Annotated in this window: 12 protein-coding genes; 6 read left to right on the top strand and 6 right to left on the bottom strand. The window is 59.3% G+C overall.

Annotation, left to right across the window (positions count from 1 at the left end; translation table 11 throughout):
• Positions 1–69 precede the first annotated feature (69 nt).
• Both ICA16_RS06090 and ICA16_RS06085 read left to right on the top strand, forming a co-directional pair.
• Entirely contained in the window at positions 70–3,186 is a 3,117-nt protein-coding gene (locus tag ICA16_RS06090) for a membrane-targeted effector domain-containing toxin (protein ID WP_210700222.1), read from the top strand.
• A gap of 78 nt (positions 3,187–3,264) precedes the next feature.
• On the top strand, positions 3,265–6,387 hold the full coding sequence (locus ICA16_RS06085; RefSeq protein ID WP_210700221.1) for a membrane-targeted effector domain-containing toxin: 3,123 nt from the start codon (positions 3,265–3,267) through the stop codon (positions 6,385–6,387).
• Positions 6,388–6,473: 86 nt separating this feature from the next.
• Here ICA16_RS06085 and guaA read toward each other — a convergent pair whose 3' ends face one another.
• From guaA to ICA16_RS06065, 4 genes are all read right to left on the bottom strand, one after another.
• The gene (gene guaA / locus ICA16_RS06080) at positions 6,474–8,051 is read right to left on the bottom strand and encodes a glutamine-hydrolyzing GMP synthase (RefSeq protein ID WP_042560909.1); all 1,578 of its coding nucleotides are present in this window, start codon (positions 8,049–8,051) and stop codon (positions 6,474–6,476) included.
• Between the two features lie 99 nt (positions 8,052–8,150).
• Positions 8,151–9,620 (bottom strand): IMP dehydrogenase, encoded by a 1,470-nt coding sequence (gene guaB, locus ICA16_RS06075; RefSeq protein WP_115147749.1) that lies wholly within the window; start codon positions 9,618–9,620, stop codon positions 8,151–8,153.
• 208 nt (positions 9,621–9,828) lie between these two features.
• A complete protein-coding gene (locus ICA16_RS06070; RefSeq protein WP_210700220.1) occupies positions 9,829–10,377 on the bottom strand; it encodes a sugar ABC transporter ATPase in 549 nt (182 codons plus the stop codon).
• A 184-nt stretch (positions 10,378–10,561) separates the two neighbouring features.
• The gene (locus ICA16_RS06065; RefSeq protein WP_210700219.1) at positions 10,562–11,329 is read right to left on the bottom strand and encodes a sulfite exporter TauE/SafE family protein; all 768 of its coding nucleotides are present in this window, start codon (positions 11,327–11,329) and stop codon (positions 10,562–10,564) included.
• Positions 11,330–11,429: 100 nt separating this feature from the next.
• On the opposite strand from ICA16_RS06065, the gene ICA16_RS06060 reads away from it, so the two are divergent.
• The 4 genes from ICA16_RS06060 to leuA all read left to right on the top strand — a co-directional run bounded on the left by ICA16_RS06060 (position 11,430) and on the right by leuA (position 16,831).
• Entirely contained in the window at positions 11,430–12,326 is an 897-nt protein-coding gene (locus ICA16_RS06060; RefSeq protein ID WP_210700218.1) for a LysR family transcriptional regulator, read from the top strand.
• A 141-nt stretch (positions 12,327–12,467) separates the two neighbouring features.
• Positions 12,468–13,847: an exodeoxyribonuclease VII large subunit gene (gene xseA, locus ICA16_RS06055; RefSeq protein WP_047302997.1), complete on the top strand. Its 1,380-nt coding sequence runs from the start codon at positions 12,468–12,470 to the stop codon at positions 13,845–13,847.
• Positions 13,848–13,850: 3 nt separating this feature from the next.
• The gene (locus ICA16_RS06050; protein WP_150601796.1) at positions 13,851–14,672 is read left to right on the top strand and encodes a M23 family metallopeptidase; all 822 of its coding nucleotides are present in this window, start codon (positions 13,851–13,853) and stop codon (positions 14,670–14,672) included.
• A 479-nt stretch (positions 14,673–15,151) separates the two neighbouring features.
• Complete coding sequence (gene leuA, locus ICA16_RS06045; RefSeq protein ID WP_150601797.1) at positions 15,152–16,831, top strand: 2-isopropylmalate synthase; 1,680 nt, start codon at positions 15,152–15,154, stop codon at positions 16,829–16,831.
• A gap of 145 nt (positions 16,832–16,976) precedes the next feature.
• Here the strand turns inward: leuA and ICA16_RS06040 are convergent, their stop codons facing one another.
• Positions 16,977–17,768, bottom strand: coding sequence for an amidohydrolase (locus ICA16_RS06040; RefSeq protein WP_150616276.1), 792 nt, complete (start codon positions 17,766–17,768; stop codon positions 16,977–16,979).
• A complete protein-coding gene (locus tag ICA16_RS06035; protein WP_210700217.1) occupies positions 17,756–18,904 on the bottom strand; it encodes a pyridoxal phosphate-dependent aminotransferase in 1,149 nt (382 codons plus the stop codon). Before ICA16_RS06035 ends, ICA16_RS06040 begins: the two co-directional genes overlap by 13 nt.
• Positions 18,905–18,956: the final 52 nt, after the last annotated feature.

Below are 18,956 nucleotides of genomic sequence, written 5' to 3'. Positions count from 1 at the left end.
TACAGGTAGTGCACCCCTCTTGAGCGAATCGCCCATGCTCGGCGTTCGTTTCTCAAGGAAGGTGAACGCATGAACGCTGTTGAACCACGTCCACTGCCGAACGCGGCAGACAAAGCCACTCTCAAAATCATTGCCGCGGCCGTCGTGCAAACGTGTCCGGGCCTGTACGACACGGCGCATCAAGTCGCCAGCGAATTGCTGGTGCGCAAGGGCATTCCAGGCGTCGACCCGGATCGGGTTTATTTTCACCGCTTCAAAACTGCGCAGAGCAGTAGCCAGTCGTTTACTGGCTGGGAGCATGCCGGCGAAAAGCCCTACGAATCGCTGACGCTGACCCAATTGGTGATTCATCGCTTTCGCGCAACTGATCAGGACAATGCCGACCTTCTAGACCTCTATGACGGTTTCTATACCGGCGGGCCCGAGGCGGAATATTTCGACCACCGCAATGAAGTGCGCCTGCATGGCAACGAGGTGCTCAAAGACTTCTGGGATATTGATTTCAGCTCGCACTACGACAATAAGCTGACCGCCTTCTGGAGCACACACGCGGATGATTTTCGCACGTTGGCCAAGTGCAACTTTCTCAGCCTTGCGGTGCAGGCACTTGAGCTCAAGCAGCTGAGCGGAAGCGATTTTCAGTGGATCGTCGGCGCGGTCATCGGACCTGTCACCTGGCCGGTGACACTGGCCATGCTGCAATCGCCCCACGACGCGAGCAGTGATGTGCGCGCTTTCGATATCGCCGGGCATGTCGCCAGCAATCTCCTGCGCATCGTCGCTTCTGACGGGCGGCAGATCATTTATCTGCCGGGCGCGGCGCCAGCGTTTGTCGTTATGCAAACCCCGGCTGTCATGCACTGGTGGGTGCTCGAGCAGATGAACGAGGCAACCCGGCGAGAAGCGCTGCTCAGCCACTTCGCACTGGCAGATCGTCAGCAGATGACCGAGGGTCTTACCCACTTGATGAACCAACTGGTCGGCACCTGGGGCCGCGCCGATCATCACCTGATCAATCAGCAGGACCGCGAGATCAGCGGTGATGCATTTCGCTGGCTAGGCGAGTCGACTCGCACCGCAATGTTTGCCGAAGCCAGCCTGTCCCTGACGTCCAACCGTGACTTGCGCAAAAAACTCTGGATCGGCTACCTGAGCGCCGGCCTCAAGGTATTTGGCCCGATGGCCGCTGTAGGCTGGCCGGTTGCTCTGCCCGTGATTGGCGCCAGCATCGCCAGCATGGGTCTGAATATCGATCAGGCGGTCAATGGCAAAACCGCCAGTGATCGCAAGGCCGGGGTACTCGGTGCGGTAATGAGCGGCATCGACGCGCTGTTGAATATCCCCTTTCTGAAGGGCTCTGGCTCGATGCTGGAAGTTGGCGTTCAGGTGGAGTCCTCCGAGGCCGCGGAAATGGCCGAGCTTGGCGGCGACGATTTGGCACTTGAGCCGTCGGACCCGCTCATCGAGCCGACGCAGAGTAGCGTTGTCGAAGAGCCAGACGTCATCGAGCCAGCGCTGGAAACCCCAAGATTGACGCCTGCAGAGCATGCAGCACCGCCGCCGATTCCTGACAAATACATGTGCAATGAGCTGCTCGACGGACTGGACGCAGACAATTCGGCGGGACAATTCAAGAATATTTTTCGACTCGACAGCGATCCGCCTTTCGCCATCCTGATGAATGACAACCCCTACTACGTGCGCTATTTCGGCGATCCGAACGAGGGAGGTTACTGGGCTATCGTTGACCCGGAGCGGCCCAACCAGTTTGTCCATTCCCTACCGGTTCGCTTGAACGCCGAAGGCGCGTGGGAGCGCATGCCAGCGCTGCGCCTGAGGGGCGGTGGCCAATGCATGGGCAAACCATGCGCCCCCGATATCGAGCTCGAAAGCGTCGAGACCACCGAAACCACCGTGACCACCGAAGCCACCGAAACCGCCGCGCCGCAACCACAAGTCGAAGCACAAAGTCCGCGAGCACGCCGGTTGCAGATTGTGCCCTCTGCCTACGATATCGACCCGACAGTGCGCCGCTCGATAAAAGCCTGGGCACTGAACCTGAATGAAACCCACGCAGAACTGACACCCACCGCCGACGGTGCTTTTGGCATGGAGGATCCTTTCGAGCGATATGCAGCAGGCAGGCTTGAATCGCTGCAGGTCGCTGCCAGACAATTCTTCAACGAACTTCCGTGGATCACCTCGCCTGCGCGCCCGGCAATCACCTTAAATGCACAAATGTCGATCGCCGAACTGGTCGACCGTATCTTTGAATCGGCACACGGCCTGGTGGTGGGCGAAACCCTCGACCGTATCACCAGCATGCGTTTCATGATCGAAAACATGCCGGCACTTGCCCGCCATGCCAACACCCTTTATATGCGCGGCGTACTCAGTGACTTCGCGCAAGTGGACCTGAACCGTTACTTCAACAGCGGGACCCTGTCGGCGGATCTGCGAACCTACCTGACAAGTCTGGGCACTGATTCGACGGGACGTTTCAACGCTCTGGAACTGGTCAGGGTGGCCAGGGAAAACGGCGTGCGGGTACAGGGCATCGATTGCGCGGCGAGCTACAAGATGAAGTCGCCTTCTTCGCCCTACGACGAGCAAATGATTGGTACGTTTCTGGCCAATAACGTCATGAGGAGTGACGCCTACATCAACAGCCCTGGAAAATGGATAGTGCTGACCGGCGCGCAGAATACCAACACGTTCAGGGGGCTGGACGGTCTCAGCGAAATCAAGGGCGGCATCGGTTTGCGCATCGAGGAAACGGGGACGGGAACGCCCATGGTGGTCGATGTCGATCCGGGCGTGGAAGTGCGTCAGGGGGCGTTTTCCGATGACGCTGCAGCACCTGTCAATAACGACGTACTTCGCGCCGATCTGCGCCTGCGAATGCCGGCAGAGCCCGTGATCTGGAATAACGACACGCTGGAGAATCTGCTACACCGACGTGGCATGTTCATGTTCATAAAGATCGAGGACACCTGCACTTTGCTGCACCGCAGCAAGCAAGGGGTGCTCGTGCGCACACGCGTGACGCAACTGGCTGATGATGGCGTTTCCCTGCATCGCCCTGGATGGCCAAAGGTCAACGACGTCCGATTCGCCAACATCAAGGAACTGTCGCAACGCCTGACCGCAATGGGTCTGACGCTGCAGAGCCGCCTACCCGACTGACACCGATGCCAGACACCGCAAACCCCAGGCTTGAGCCCGGGGTTTGCGTCACTGTTTTCCCCATGGATGGAGAAGTACATGAACGCCCCCGAACGCCGCCTGCTGCCAAACGCAGCAGACAAGGCCAGCCTCAAGGCAATCGCTACAACACTCGTTCTGGTTTGTCCCGGCCTGCAGGAGGCGGCCCGAGAGACTGCCAGTCAACTGCTGACCGATAAAGGACTCTCGGGCACCGATCCGGACCGGGTTTATTTCCACCGCTTCAGGACAGCGCAAAGCAGCGCTTTAACCTTTACCGGCTGGGAACACCAGAAGGAAAAGCCCTACGAATCGTTGACCCTCACTCAACTGGTGATCCATCGTTTTCGCGCAACAGATCAGGACAATGCGGATCTGCTGGCGCTCTACTGCGGTTTCTACTCGGATGGCCCGGACGCCGAAAGCTTCGATCAGCGCAACGAAGTACGCCTGCGGGGCAGTGATGTTCTGAATGAGTTCTGGAGCATCGATTTCAGCACGCGCTACACCCGTCAACTGACAACGTTCTGGCAATCTTCGGCGGATAATTTCCGCACGCTGGCGCGGTGCAGTTTTCTCGAACTGGCGGTGCAAGCACTGAAACAGGGGCACCTGAACAGCAATGATTTTCAACGCGTCGTCGACTCGGTGATAGGCACCATCACCTGGCCGGTCACCCTGCAAACGCTGCAAGCGACGCACCCGGCCAGCAGCAACGTCCGCGCATTGAATCTCGATGGTCATGTAGCCATCCATGTGCTGCGTCTGGTTGAGGACAGTGGCCGGCAAATCCTCTATTTACCGGGCGAAGCCCAGGCTTTTCGGGTGATGGCGAATGAAGCGGATCTGCACTGGTGGGTGCTTGATCAGATGAACTCCGAGGGCAAGCGCAAGATTTTCCTGAGCCGTTTCCCGCTGGCCGACCGCAACAGCATGACCGAAAAATTGACCGACCTGATGAATCGTCTGGTGAGCGGCTGGGGACACAGTGATCATCGGATAATCAACCATAGCAACGTCGCGATCAGCGGTGACGCGCTCACCTGGCTATGCAATTCGACCCGCAACGCCATGTTTGCCGAAGCCAATCTGGCGCTCATCTCCAACAGTGACCTGCGCAAAAAACTCTGGATGGGCTACTTGAGCGCCGGCCTCAAGGTATTCGGGCCGATGGCGACCGTGGGCTGGCCGCTGGCATTGCCAGTGATTGGCGCCGGGATCGTCAATATGGGCCTGAACATCGATCTGGCAGTCAACGGCAGGACTGCCGCCGAGCGCAGGGTCGGCACCCTCGGGGCGGTGCTCAACGGCATCGAGGCGGTGTTCAATGTGCCGTTCCTGATCGGCTCCGGCGAGCTACTTGAAGTGGGCCCGCAGGTAGAGTTTTTGGAGGCTGAAGAGATGGCCGGGTTGATCGAGCTTACCGCGGCGAACGAGCCCTTCCTGCCACCGCTTGATAAGCCGCAGGTGTTGGTGACTGAAACCGGGGCCGGCGAGACGGCAAGCGGAACATCTGCTGAGGCCACACCCGTTTCCCCCAATCTCGAAGTGCTCCCCGCCCCCGCCACGCCACAGCCCTCTGCACTGAAGGTTCCTGCCAGATATCAATGCGACGCGGTGCTCGAAAACCTTCGTGCCGAGACCGCACCGGGGAAGTTCCAGGGCATTTACCGCCTCAATACGGAGCCAGGCTATGCCATCAATCTCGATGGCAACCCGTACTACGTGCGCTATTTCAATGCCTCCGAGGACAGTGGCAATTGGGCAATCGTCGATCCAGAGCGGCCCAGCCAGTTCGCATTCTCCTTGCCGGTTCGCTTCAGTGCCAGCGGCAAGTGGGAGCGCATGCCTGCGCTGCGACTCAAAGGAGGCGGTCAATGCGTCGGCACCTGTAAGCCGCATGCGCCCTCATCGGCCCCCGCGCCAGAACCATCGCCAGACGCGTTGTTGCCGCCGCCGCCCGCGCCGTCTCCCCGCCCTCTGCGCCGTGTGCTTACGAACTACGACGCGTACGGTGCGGACGTGACCAACCTTAGAAAGTGGGCGATGAACTTGCCTGACGATGCCGCCGGCGTAGCTGCCGAGGCTGGAAGCAGTGGAACGGTCGACAACGTGTATGAGACCCAATTCGCCCACAGACGCACACTACTTCTGAATGAGGCCCGGTCGTTATACGCGGAGCTGGACTGGAGCAACCTGCCTGTACGTTCGACCGTGTCCGAGGTCACCCCCTCAATGCAGACCGACGTACTCATTGATCGCATCTTTGAACAAACCGACGGTCTGGCAGTCGGCGAAACGCTTGATCGCATCACCAGCATGCGCTTCATGATCGAAAACATGCCCACGTTCGCACGCCATGCCAAGACCCTCTACGTGCGTGGCCTGCTCAATGATTTCGCGCAGGTTGATCTGAACAAATTTCACACCACCGGACAAATGTCCGCAGATTTACGCATTTACCTGACCAGCCTTGGAACCGACCCGAACGAGGCGTTCAACATGCTGGAACTGGTCAAGGCTGCCCAGGCCAATGGCATCCGGATTCAAAGCCTCGATTGCGCGGCAACTTACAAAGCGAAGGTATCGCTGACCTCGATTGAGGAGCAAATGATGCACACGAACCTGATGTCGCTGATCATTGGGGGTGACAATGCTGCTAACGGGCCGGGTAAATGGATCGCGCTGATCGATGCCCAGAACACCAATAACTTCAGAAACCTGCCAGGCATCAGCGAGCTCACAGGCGGCATCGGTTTACGGATAGAAGAAACCTTCCCCTCAGAAGGGGCTGGCGTGGGCATCGACCCGGGCGTCGAGATCGCTCGCGGCCCCTTTGACAATGGCGCGAGCACCCGCGACTCATTCGACTACCTGCTAGCTGACCTGCGCCTGCAAATCGAAGCACCGCCAGTCACCTGGACGGAGCAAACACTGGATCGGCTGCTGCACCGCAACGGCATGTACGTGCTTGATAAGTCGCACAACAATTACACACTCATACGCCGCAACAGTTCAGGCAACATCGTCCGAACACCGGTGAATCAGACAGCGGACGGCCAGGTGTATGTCTGGAGCCACACCCTGCCTCGGATCACTGGCGTATTGTTTCCTGATATCGCAGCGTTATCCCAGCGCCTGACAGAAATAGGAATGAAACTGCAGAGCCGACTGCCCGTCTGACAGTTTTCAGGCACAAGAAACAAAAAACCCCTCGCCTGGGCCAGGGGTTTTCAGTCACTCAATGCGGGCAGTGAAGCGCAGCGGGATCATTCCCACTCAATGGTCGCCGGCGGCTTGCTCGACACGTCGTAAGTAACGCGCGAAATGCCTTCGATTTCATTGATGATGCGGCCGCTGACAGTTTCCAGCAGTTCGTAAGGCAGGTGCGCCCAACGTGCGGTCATGAAGTCGATGGTTTCCACGGCACGCAGGGCAACGACCCAGGCGTAACGACGGCCATCGCCTACAACGCCAACCGATTTCACTGGCTGGAACACTACGAACGCCTGGCTGACTTTGTGGTACCAGTCGGCCTTGCGCAGTTCTTCGATGAAGATGTGGTCGGCACGACGCAGCAGGTCGGCGTATTCCTTTTTCACTTCACCGAGGATGCGCACGCCAAGGCCCGGGCCCGGGAACGGGTGACGGTAAACCATGTCGTACGGCAGGCCCAGTTCCAGGCCCAGACGACGGACTTCGTCCTTGAACAGCTCGCGCAGTGGCTCGACCAGTTTCAGGTTCATCTCTTCCGGCAGGCCGCCCACGTTGTGGTGCGACTTGATCACGTGAGCCTTGCCGCTTTTGGCGCCAGCCGACTCGATCACGTCCGGGTAGATGGTGCCCTGAGCGAGGTACTTGATGTTGTCCAGTTTGTTCGACTGGGCATCAAAGACGTCGATGAAGGTGCGACCGATGATCTTGCGCTTCTTCTCTGGGTCGGCTTCGCCGGCCAGATTGTTCAGGAACTGCTCTTCAGCGTTGGCGCGGATCACCTTGACGCCCATGTTCTCGGCGAACATGGCCATCACTTGCTCGCCTTCGTGCAGACGCAGCAGACCGTTGTCGACGAAGACGCAGGTCAGCTGGTCGCCGATGGCTTTGTGCAGCAGCGCGGCAACCACCGAGGAGTCAACGCCGCCGGACAGACCCAGCAACACGTTGTCGGTACCGACCTGTGCGCGGATGTTGGCAATGGCGTCTTCAGCGATCTTCGACGGTGTCCACAGGGCTTCGCAGCCACAGATGTCGAGAATGAAGCGCGACAGGATGCGGCCGCCCTGTTTGGTGTGGGTCACTTCCGGGTGGAACTGCACGCCGTAGTAGCCACGGTCGTCGTTGAACATGCCGGCGATCGGGCAGCTTGGGGTGCTGGCCAGGATGTGGAAGTCTTCCGGCATCTTGGTGACCTTGTCACCGTGGCTCATCCACACGTCGAGGCCGAACAGGCCGTCGGCGTCGATGTGGTCTTCGATGCCGTCGAGCAGACGGCTCTTGCCGACCACGTCAACGCGGGCGTAACCGAACTCACGCAGCTCGGAACCTTCAACCTTGCCGCCCAGTTGCTCGGCCATGGTCTGCATGCCGTAGCAGATACCGAAGACCGGTACGCCCAGGTCAAACACGGCTTGCGGGCAGCGCGGGCTGTTGGCTTCGTGCACGGACTCTGGGCCGCCGGCGAGGATGACGCCTTTAGGTGCGAATTCGCGGATCGCATCTTCGTCCATGTCGAACGGGTGCAGTTCGCAGTACACGCCGATCTCGCGCACGCGGCGGGCGATCAGCTGGGTGTATTGCGAACCGAAGTCGAGGATCAGGATGCGGTGAGCGTGAATGTCGAGGGCCATGATTCAGTCTCGTCTAAGTAATTCAGAAACAGTCGTGATTCAGAAACAACTCGGGGCTGAATAACACAGCCCCGGTTGCTTAACGATTTGCTTGAAGGCTCAACCTACGCGGTAGTTTGGCGCTTCTTTGGTGATCTGCACGTCGTGGACGTGGGATTCGGCCATGCCGGCGCCGGTGATCCGCACGAACTCAGGCTTGGTGCGCATTTCTTCGATGTCGGCGCTGCCGGTGTAACCCATCGAGGAACGCAGACCGCCCATCAACTGGTGAATGATCGCGCTCAGGGTGCCTTTGTACGGCACACGGCCTTCGATGCCTTCCGGAACGAGTTTCTCGGCGCCTGCCGAGGAGTCCTGGAAGTAACGGTCGGAGGAACCTTGAGCCTGGGACATGGCGCCCAGCGAACCCATGCCGCGATAAGCCTTGTACGAACGGCCCTGGAACAGTTCGATCTCGCCCGGTGCTTCTTCAGTACCGGCGAACATCGAGCCCATCATCACGCAGGAAGCACCGGCAACGATGGCCTTGGACAGGTCACCGGAGAAACGGATGCCGCCGTCGGCGATCAACGGCACGCCTGTGCCTTCAAGGGCAGCGGCGACGTTGGCGATGGCACTGATTTGCGGAACGCCGACACCGGCGACGATGCGGGTAGTGCAGATCGAGCCAGGGCCGATACCGACCTTGACCGCATCGGCGCCAGCTTCGGCCAGGGCCTTGGCGGCAGCGCCGGTGGCGATGTTGCCGCCGATCACCTGCACGTCAGGGAAGTTCTGTTTGACCCAGCGAACGCGGTCGATCACGCCTTTGGAGTGACCGTGAGCGGTGTCGACCACCACCACGTCTACGCCGGCATTGACCAGAGCCGCGACGCGGTCACCTGTGTCTTTACCGGTACCGACCGCAGCACCCACGCGCAGACGACCTTGGTCGTCCTTGCTGGCCAGCGGGTAGGCTTTGGCTTTTTCGATGTCGTTGACGGTCATCATGCCTTTGAGGGCGAATTTGTCGTCGACGATCAGCACGCGCTCGATGCGGTGCTTGTGCAGCAGTTCGCGTGCTTCGTCCTTGCTGGCGCCTTCCTTGATCGTGACCAGACGCTCTTTGGGCGTCATCACTTCACGGACAGTCGCTTCCAGACGGCTTTCGAAACGCACGTCGCGGGAGGTGACGATGCCGACCAGGTCGCCATCGTGCAGCACCGGAACGCCGGAAATATTGTGCATGCGGGTCAGTTCGAACAGATCACGTACCGTGGCGTCAGCCTCGATGGTAATCGGATCCTTGACCACACCGGCTTCGAACTTCTTGACCTTGCGCACTTCGGCAGCTTGCTGCTCGATGGTCATGTTCTTGTGGATAATGCCGATGCCACCTTCCTGAGCCATGGCAATTGCCAGACGGGCTTCAGTAACGGTGTCCATGGCGGCAGAAACCAGAGGAATGTTCAGTTCGATGCCACGGGTAAGACGGGTCTTGAGACTGACTTCGTTAGGTAGCACCTCGGAATAACCAGGCACTAAAAGAATGTCGTCGAAGGTCAGAGCTTCTTGGCTGATACGCAGCATCGCGGGGGCTCCCGAGCGGGAAAATGGAAGCGCGCCATTATAGTCAGACACCCCCTGCTGTTCAATGTAAAACTCAGCCTAATTGATATACGGAAAACCCTGCTCTTTGTAGGAGTTGCCGAAGGCTGCGATCTTTTGATTTTGCTTTTGAGGAACAACGTCAAAAGATCGCAGCCTTCGGCAGCTCCTACATGGGCGCAGGTGTGCCTCAGAGTTCGACTTTTACCCAGCTCACAGGTTGATCGAGCCAATCGGCAAATTCGTCGATAAAGCTCTGTTTGAAGCCCGCCTCCAGCCAGTTGTTGAAGATGAACCCAAGGTTGGAGAACGCGCATTCCTGCAAGAACAGAAAGCCGTTGATGTCGTCTTCATGCCCGCATTCCGGGCAGGTGAAGTTATCGGTGCGCCCCGGCATCCATTCTTCGAGGCTTTCGAACAGCGCCTCGCCGATTTCCCGGCGACATTCGGCGCACCCGGCTTCTTCGAGGAAGCCCTTGGCCGGGGTGAAGATGCAACGCTTGGTGACGATTTCCAGGCCATTGACCGGCTCGCCGAATGGCAGCGCCTCGGGGTGCAGCACCACCGCGCGGGCGCCATCAGCGATCGCGTAGGCCATGCGGTTGCCGGTGCGCCCGCAGGTGCTCAGCTCTTCCTTGACGATATTCTTGCGCACCAGCCAGCGCACAATCGCCCGCGCCCGGGGCTCGTGCACCGGCAGGGTGGAGATTTTCGGGACGATGATGCTTTGCGAATTCATGGGTGCAGCCTGCGACGTCAAATGGAAGTTCTGCGGTGCTCACTCTGCCGTCATCGCGGGCAAGCCCGCTCCCACAGGGTCTGAGGCGAATACAAACATTGTGATCGACTCAAATTACTGTGGGAGCGGGCTTGCCCGCGATGGCGTCAGTGCGGCCGGCAGCTTAATCCCTGACGAAATCCGGTCAAGTGCTGAAGTAGCGCACGATCAACGCAATCCCGCTCGCCAGCACCAGCCACATCACCAGTCGCACAAACGCCTCGCGGGACAACCGCATCGTCAACCGCCGACCAGCCCACAAGCCCAATGCCATGGCCGGCAACAAACACAGCGCCAGCATCAACAAGGGTAGCTCGGCATACACACCTGCGATGGCGAACAGGCTCAAACGCACCACCGTGCTGCAACTGATGAGTGCACTTTGCGTCGCCCGCGCGGCCTCTTTCGGCAGACGACTATTGAGATAGATCGCATATAGAAAGCCGCCACTGCCAAACAGCGCCCCGAACAATCCACCCACCGTGCCCATCGGCAGCGCCCACGCGGCGGACAACTGCGTGGGCCGCGTTCTGACCCACAAGCTGTAAACGGCATAGGCCGTGATAAACAGCCCCATCAACAGCAACAACAGATCCGATTTGAGGTTGAGCAGAAATATCACCCCCAGCGTACAGCCCACCGCCATGCACGGCAGCAGCCGCAGCAACTCGGTTTTTGCCACATCCCGGCGCGACGGCAGCAGATTGCCAAACGCTGCAACAAAATCCAGCAGGACCAGCAACGGCAAGATCTTCGACAGCGGCATGAACAGAATCAGAATCGGCCCCGCCACCAGTGCCGTCCCGAATCCGGCGATGCCGAACACGATATAGGCCAGCACAATACTCAGCCCGATGACCACCCAGCCTTGCAGCCCCCACGACCACTCACTCAACAATCCAGCCACGCTCATCGACCTGCTTCCTTTTTAAGCCTGTGATGACTTTAGCCATTGCAGTGTGTTGCGACTAATATCTTCAAAGCCCACTACTCATCTCGAAAAGGCATGACTCGTGCTTTCCACCCGTCAACTGCGTTACTTCGTAGAAATCACCGAATGCGGCAGCTTCAGCGCGGCGGCTGAACGTTTGTTTGTCGCGCAATCAGCCCTGAGCCGGCAGATCAAGGACATGGAAAACCGCCTGCAAACCCCACTGTTCGAACGCACCGCACGGCAGCCGCGCCTCACCGCTGCGGGCGAAGCGTTTTTGCCGCGAGCGCGCAATCTGCTCACCGAGCTGAACAAGGCCAGCGCCATGGCCACCGAAGTCGGCAAGGGTCAACTCGGCACGTTGCGTTTAAGTCATTCCAGCACTGTGCCAATCAGTGGACGACTGCTGCGCGACATCAGTGCGTACCTCGATCAGCAACCCGGCGTTTCTCTGGACATTGGCAAGCTGTCCTCCGAAGCGCAGCTTGAAGAGCTCGCTGAGGGAAGGCTCGATATTGGTCTGTTACGCCTGCCGGTTCTGCGTCAGCGTGAAGGCATTCAGGCGGTGCCGCTGTTTACTGAAAAATTGTTGCTGGCCGTGCCGGCAGATCATCGATTGGCAGCCTGCAATGTTGTGGAACTGGCACAACTAAAGGACGAAGCGTTCATTTCGATCCCGCATCCGCAACGCGGCGGTCTGAGCTATTTATGCGCCGATCTGTGCATGCGCCAGGGTTTCTTCCCACAACCTGCGCGGGTGATGTCGCGCAAAACCACGCAGTTGCAGTTGATTCAGGCAGGATTCGGTATCGCCCTGCTTCCGGAGTCTATGCAGGACATCGCCCCCACCGGTGTACGATTTTTGCCGCTGGCCGATCCCGATTGCCAAAGCACCGTCGCCCTCGCCTACCGCCAGAATCCCACACCGCTGATTCACCAGTTCATCCAGACTTTCACAAATCCCCAAACCCTCCCCTAATCCCGACTTACTCAAATCCCTGTAGGAGCTGCCGCAGGCTGCGATCTTTTGATCCTGCTTTTAAAATCAAAAGATCGCAGCCTTCGGCAGCTCCTACAGGGATCGTGCATTGATTGGGGGAATGCCTTTAAACTGCGCCCCATGATTAAAGATCCCTTTGCAAGACTTGGCCTGGACCGTGAAGTCCTGACCGTCAGCCAGCTCAACGGCCGCGCGCGGGTGTTGCTTGAAGACGTGTTCAGCAACATCTGGGTCGAGGGCGAAATCTCCAACCTCGCCCGTCCGGCGTCCGGCCACATCTATTTCACCCTCAAGGACAGCGGCGCTCAGGTGCGCTGCGCACTGTTCCGGCAGAACGCTGCTCGAGTGCGTCAGGCGCTGAAGGATGGCTTGGCGGTCAAGGTGCGTGGCAAGGTCTCGCTGTTCGAGGGCCGTGGCGACTATCAATTGATACTCGACACCGTGGAACCGGCCGGTGACGGTGCGTTGCGCCTGGCCTTCGACGCGCTGAAGGAAAAGCTCAGCGCCGAAGGCCTGTTCAGTGCCGAACGCAAAGTGCCGCTGCCGGCGCATCCGCAGCGCATCGGCATCATCAGCTCGCCAACCGGTGCGGTGATCCGCGACATCATCAGCGTGTTCCGCCGCCGTGCGCCGCAGGTGCAGTTGACCTTGATCCCCACCGCCGTACAGGGCCGCGAAGCCACCGCGCAAATCGTCCGCGCCTTGAAACTGGCGGACGCGCGCGGCTTCGATGCGCTGATCCTTGCCCGTGGTGGCGGCTCGCTCGAAGACCTCTGGTGCTTCAACGAAGAAGCCGTGGCGCGTGCGGTCGATGCCTGTGTGACGCCAATCGTCAGCGCCGTCGGCCATGAAACCGATGTGTCGATCAGCGACTTTGTCGCCGACGTGCGCGCACCAACACCTTCCGCTGCCGCCGAGTTGCTCGCCCCCGACTCCAGTCATCTGATCCGTCAGGTCGAAAGCCTGCATCGTCGTTTGGTGATGCGTATGCGTGACCGCTTGATGCGCGATCGCTTGCGCCTGGAAGGCATGGCTCGTCGTTTGCGTCATCCCGGCGAGCGTCTGCGCCAGCAGGCTCAGCGCCTGGATGATCTGGATATGCGCATGCGCCGGGCTTTCGAGCGCCAGCTCAATACCCGCCGCGAACGTCTGATCCGTCTGGAAACCCGCCTCGCCGGACAACATCCGGGACGCCAACTGGCGATGTTGCGCCAGCGCCTCGACAGCCTCGCCGAACGGCTGCCCCGGGCCATGCGCGAAGGTCTGAAAAACCGTCGACTGCAATTGCAAAGTCAGATGCAGACGCTGCATGTGGTCAGCCCGCTGGCGACCCTCGGCCGTGGTTACAGCATTTTGCTCGACGAACGCGGCAACGCGATTCGCAATGCCGCGCAGACCCACACCGGCCAGCGCCTGAAAGCCAAACTCGGCGAAGGCGAACTGCAAGTGCGCGTCGAGGACAATCACCTGACGCCCGTCACCCTTTCTTTACTGGACTGATCCATGCCGCGTTTTCTGGCTCCATTGTTTTTGCTGTGCCTGACCTTCAATGCCCACGCCGACAGTTACATCACCCGGCTGCTGAACAAACCGGTGCCGGGCGGTGTGGCCGTGGTTGATCTGGGCGCTGGCGCTCAGGCGCCGAAAGCCACGTACCAGGGCAAACCCGTATTGGTAGTGAAAGAACAGAACAACTGGCTGGCGATTGTCGGTGTGCCGTTGACGGTCAAGCCTGGCGCGCAGCAGATCAGTAGCGGCGGACGTACTCTGCCGTTCACCGTTGGTAACAAGAAATACCCGGAACAGCGCATCACCCTGAAGAACACCCAGCAGGTCAATCCGAACCCGGCCAACCTCAAGCGCATCGAGGGCGAACTGGCCGAGCAGATCAAGGCTTACCGCAGCTTCAGTCCGAACACACCAAGCAATCTGCTGCTGGATAAACCGGTCAACGGGCCGCTGTCGAGCAAGTTCGGCGTGCGCCGATTCTTCAACGGTGAAGAACGCAATCCTCATGCTGGCCTCGACTTCGCAGTCCCGGCCGGCACGCCGATCAAGACCCCGGCGGGGGGCAAAGTGATCCTGACCGGTAATTACTTTTTCAACGGCAATACGGTGTTTGTCGATCATGGCCAGGGCTTTATCAGCATGTTCTGCCATATGTCGAAAATCGATGTGAAGGTTGGCGATCAGCTGGCTCGTGGGGCAGTTGTGGGCAAGGTCGGTTCTACTGGCAGGGCGACCGGGCCGCATATGCACTGGAACATCAGCCTGAATGATGCGCGGGTGGATCCGGCGATTTTTATTGGTGCGTTTCAGCCCTGAGTTATGTGGTGAGGCTACCGGCCTCATCGCGGGCAAGCCCGCTCCCACAGGGTTCGAGGTGAACATGAATGTTGTGTACACCACCAATCTCTGTGGGAGCGTGGCTTGCCCGCGATGACGGACTCACTGTCACCGAAATATTCTGGAATAACACATCACCCTCAATTGCGCCCCAACCAAACCTCGCGCAAACATCAAAACGATCCGGCAACTTACAAGCAATAAAATCGCGCAAAAGCCGTCTTTTCGAGTATTCCTCTCAATTTTTTTCGACTGCTTGCCAACCTCTCCCCTCGCGGTTAGGGTTGAAGGCATGAAAACCTCTCACACCCTTATTCAGCTTCGCCAGCACCGCAGCCTGTGCCTCGTCAGCGCACGACTGCCAGGCTGAATCGCGGCGCCTCGTCCCACGCTTTTCCCAACATATTCGTTGTACCGGCAGGCCGCCTCTTTTCGGCCCAGACAATAAGGAATTCCCGATGAGCATGCTCAAAGATCCGTCCTCGAAATACCGCGCTTTCCCCGTCATCAACTTGCCGGATCGTACCTGGCCGTCGAAAACCATCGACACCGCGCCGATCTGGTGCAGTTCCGACCTGCGTGACGGCAACCAGTCGCTGATCGAACCGATGGATGCGGCGAAAAAGCTGCGCTTCTGGAAGACCCTGGTGCAGGTCGGCGTGAAGGAAATCGAAGCGTCGTTCCCGGCCGCTTCGCAAACCGACTTCGACTTCGTGCGTACCCTGATCGAAGAAGGCCACATCCCGGACGACACCACCATTCAGGTGCTGACCCAGGGCCGTGAAGACCTGATCGAGCGCACATTCGAATCCCTGCGCGGTGCGAAGAAAGCCATCGTCCATTTGTACAACGCCACTTCGCCTTCTTTCCGTCGCATCGTCTTCAACCAGGACAAGGACGGCATCAAGGCCATCGCGGTGAACGCGGCCAAGCTGTTCGTCAAATACGCCGCCATGCAGCCGGACACCGAGTGGACTTTCGAATACTCGCCGGAAACCTTCAGCGCCACCGAGCTGGAGTTTGCCAAGGAAGTCTGTGATGCAGTGATCGAGGTGTGGAACCCGTCGCCTGAGCACAAGATGATCCTCAACTTGCCGGCCACTGTTGAGTGCGCAACACCGAACATCTATGCCGATCAGATCGAATGGTTCGGTCGCAACATCAACCGTCGTGACAGCGTGATCATCAGCCTGCACACCCACAACGACCGTGGCACTGGCGTGGCCGCCACCGAGCTGGGTCTGATGGCTGGCGCCGACCGCGTCGAAGGCTGCCTGTTCGGCAATGGCGAGCGTACCGGCAACGTCGACCTCGTTACCGTCGCACTGAACATGTACACCCAGGGCCTGGACCCTCAGCTGGATTTCTCCGACATCGACGGCGTGCGCAAAGTCGTTGAAGAGTGCAACCAGATTCAGGTTCACCCACGTCACCCGTACGTTGGCGATCTGGTCCACACCGCATTCTCCGGTTCCCACCAGGACGCCATCCGCAAAGGCTTCTCCCAGCAGAAACCGGATGCCCTGTGGGAAGTGCCGTACTTGCCGATCGACCCGGCCGACATTGGCCGCAGCTATGAGGCGGTGATTCGCGTCAACAGCCAATCGGGCAAGGGCGGCATCGCCTACTTGCTGGAGCAGGAATACGGCATCAGCCTGCCGCGTCGCATGCAGATCGAGTTCAGCCAGGTCGTGCAGCGTGAAACCGATCGCCTGGGCCTGGAGATGACAGCCAAGCAGATTCACTCGCTGTTGATCAGCGAATACCTGCAAGCCAACACCCCTTACGCACTGGTCAGCCATCGCCTGCAAGAAGAAAACGGCAACAGCGCCGTCGAAGTTGAAGTCGCGAGCAAGGGTCAGGGCGAAACCAACCTGCACTGGCGCGGCAAGGGCAACGGTGCGCTGGAAGCACTGGTGGCCGGCTTGCCGATTCCGGTGGAGATCATGGACTACAACGAACACGCGATTGGCGCGGGCACCAACGCCAAGGCAGCGGCTTACATCGAGCTGCGCGTGAACGGCGAACGAGCGGTGCACGGCGTGGGTATCGATGAAAACATCACCACTGCCAGCTTCAAGGCACTGTTCAGCGCGCTGAATCGCTCGTTGAGCCAGCCGGAAGCGAAAGCGGCTTAAGCCTTCGCTGACATGCAAAAGGCCCCGGAGTGTGAACTTCGGGGCCTTTTTGTTGAAGATCAAAAGATCGCAGCCTTCGGCAGCTCCTACAGGATGAACGCCGTCCCGATGTAGGAGCTGCCGAAGGCTGCGATCTTTTTCTTTTTCAGGTGAATTCGAAGGTGTCGGCATCCAGATTCGCCGGAAAACGCTCGCGATATGCCGCCAGTGGCGCCGCTTCCAGCACAGCCTTGAACACCCCGTCCGCCTCCCCCGCCGCCAGCAAAGACTCGCCCTGAAAATCCAGCACTTGGCTGTCGCCGGTGTAGGCAAAGCCTTTGCCGTCGGTGCCAACGCGATTCACCGCTGCCACGTAACAGAGGTTTTCGATGGCGCGCGCCGGCAACAACCGATTCCAGTGCAGCCGCCGCGCACCCGGCCAGTTGGCGGTGTACAGCAGCAGATCGGTGTCCTGCGCGTCGCGACTCCACACCGGGAAGCGCAAGTCGTAGCAAATCAGCGGACGAATTCGCCAACCCTTGAGTTCAAACTGCACCTGCCGCTCACCCGGCGTGTAGTGATTGTGTTCGCCGGCCATGCGAAACAAGTGACGCTTGTCGTAATGCAGCACTTCACCGTCCGGCCGTGCCCACAACAGGCGATTGCGATGGCTGCCGTCAGCCGCCTGGATGATCACGCTGCCGGTGACCACCGCATTGAGCTTTGCAGCCTGAAGCCGCAGCCATTTGCTGGTCGGACCATTCTCGGCTTCGGCGAGGGTTTCCGACTCCATGGAGAAGCCAGTGGTGAACATCTCCGGCAGGATGATCAGATCCGCCCCGCGCGCCTGCTCCAGCAACACCTCGAAATGCTCGAAGTTGGCCTGGCGATCGTGCCACGCGAGGCTGGTCTGGATCAGCGCCAGGTTGAGATCGGGTAATGCACTCAAATCACGCATAGTTTTGCCGCCGCTTCGCGCAGCGTCTCCTCGCGTTTGGCAAAGCACAGCCGCACGAGGCGCTGGCCTTCAGGTGGGCTCTGGTAAAACACCGAGATCGGAATACTCGCCACGCCGTGTTCGCGGGTCATCCACAGGGCCATCTCGACGTCGTTGAGGTCAGGGCGGATTTGCGAGTAATCGACCAGCTGGAAATAGGTGCCGGCAACCCGATTAAAGGTGAATCGCGACGGTGCCAGCAAATCACAGAACAGATCGCGCTTGGCCTGATAGAACGCTGGCAGCTCTTCGACATGCTCCGGGTGCTCGGCCATGTAATCGGCCAAGGCGTATTGCAGCGGCGTGACGCCACAGAAACTGACGTACTGGTGCACTTTACGCAGTTCAGCCGTCAGGGCTGGCGGCGCGACGACGTAACCGGTTTTCCAGCCAGTAACGTGGTACGTCTTGCCGAACGAGCTGATGACGAAGGCGCGCTGATACAGCTCTTCATGAGCCAGCACGCTGACATGCGGCAGACCGTCAAACACCAGGTGTTCGTAGACTTCATCGCTGATCAGATAGATGTCGCGATCGCGGATCAGCACCGCCAATTGATCCAGTTCGGCGCGGCTGATCAGCGCTCCGCTCGGGTTGTGTGGGGTGTTGAGGACGATCATGCGCGTGCGTGGGCTCAGGGCGGCGGCAAGCTTGTCAAAATCGATGGAGAAATCGTCAGGGCTCAGCTGCACATGCACGCAGCGACCACCAGCCAATTGCGTTGCGGGGTCGTAGCTGTCATAGCACGGGTCAAACACGATGACTTCGTCGCCGCTGTGGATAACTGCCTGAATCGCACAGAAGATCGCCTGGGTGGCGCCGGGCGTCACGGTGACTTCATTTTCGGCATCCACCTTCACGCCATAGCTGCGGGCGATCTTCGCCGCGATCTGCTCACGCAGTGCAGGCAGGCCGGTCATTGGCGAATACTGGTTATGGCCACCGGCAATATGCCGACCGACTGCATCACGCAGGGACTGCGGGCCGTCGAAATCAGGAAAACCCTGGGACAGGTTGATAGCGCCAGTCTGCGCCGCGAGCTGAGACATCTGCGTGAAAATCGTGATGCCGACATTCGGCAGCTTACTGGTGATCATCGGGGGTTCCCTGCTCAACACCCGGCTCTGACGACGGCGCGGGAGAGCCCGA

Origin of the sequence: Pseudomonas anatoliensis (assembly GCF_017976235.1) — a bacterium.
Classification (GTDB): Bacteria; Pseudomonadota; Gammaproteobacteria; order Pseudomonadales; family Pseudomonadaceae; genus Aquipseudomonas; species Aquipseudomonas anatoliensis.
The sequence above is the reverse complement of the archived record's forward strand: the minus strand, read 5'-3'. Positions and strand labels throughout refer to the sequence as shown.

Bases quoted from the DNA above. Each gene is read 5' to 3' on its own strand.
- ICA16_RS06040 (WP_150616276.1), bottom strand. From the start codon at position 17,768: ATGCGTGATTTGAGTGCATTACCCGATCTCAACCTGGCGCTGATCCAG.
- guaB (WP_115147749.1), bottom strand. From the start codon at position 9,620: ATGCTGCGTATCAGCCAAGAAGCTCTGACCTTCGACGACATTCTTTTA.
- guaA (WP_042560909.1), bottom strand. From the start codon at position 8,051: ATGGCCCTCGACATTCACGCTCACCGCATCCTGATCCTCGACTTCGGT.
- xseA (WP_047302997.1), top strand. From the start codon at position 12,468: ATGATTAAAGATCCCTTTGCAAGACTTGGCCTGGACCGTGAAGTCCTG.
- ICA16_RS06065 (WP_210700219.1), bottom strand. From the start codon at position 11,329: ATGAGCGTGGCTGGATTGTTGAGTGAGTGGTCGTGGGGGCTGCAAGGC.
- ICA16_RS06090 (WP_210700222.1), top strand. From the start codon at position 70: ATGAACGCTGTTGAACCACGTCCACTGCCGAACGCGGCAGACAAAGCC.
- ICA16_RS06035 (WP_210700217.1), bottom strand. From the start codon at position 18,904: ATGATCACCAGTAAGCTGCCGAATGTCGGCATCACGATTTTCACGCAG.
- ICA16_RS06085 (WP_210700221.1), top strand. From the start codon at position 3,265: ATGAACGCCCCCGAACGCCGCCTGCTGCCAAACGCAGCAGACAAGGCC.
- leuA (WP_150601797.1), top strand. From the start codon at position 15,152: ATGAGCATGCTCAAAGATCCGTCCTCGAAATACCGCGCTTTCCCCGTC.
- ICA16_RS06050 (WP_150601796.1), top strand. From the start codon at position 13,851: ATGCCGCGTTTTCTGGCTCCATTGTTTTTGCTGTGCCTGACCTTCAAT.
- ICA16_RS06070 (WP_210700220.1), bottom strand. From the start codon at position 10,377: ATGAATTCGCAAAGCATCATCGTCCCGAAAATCTCCACCCTGCCGGTG.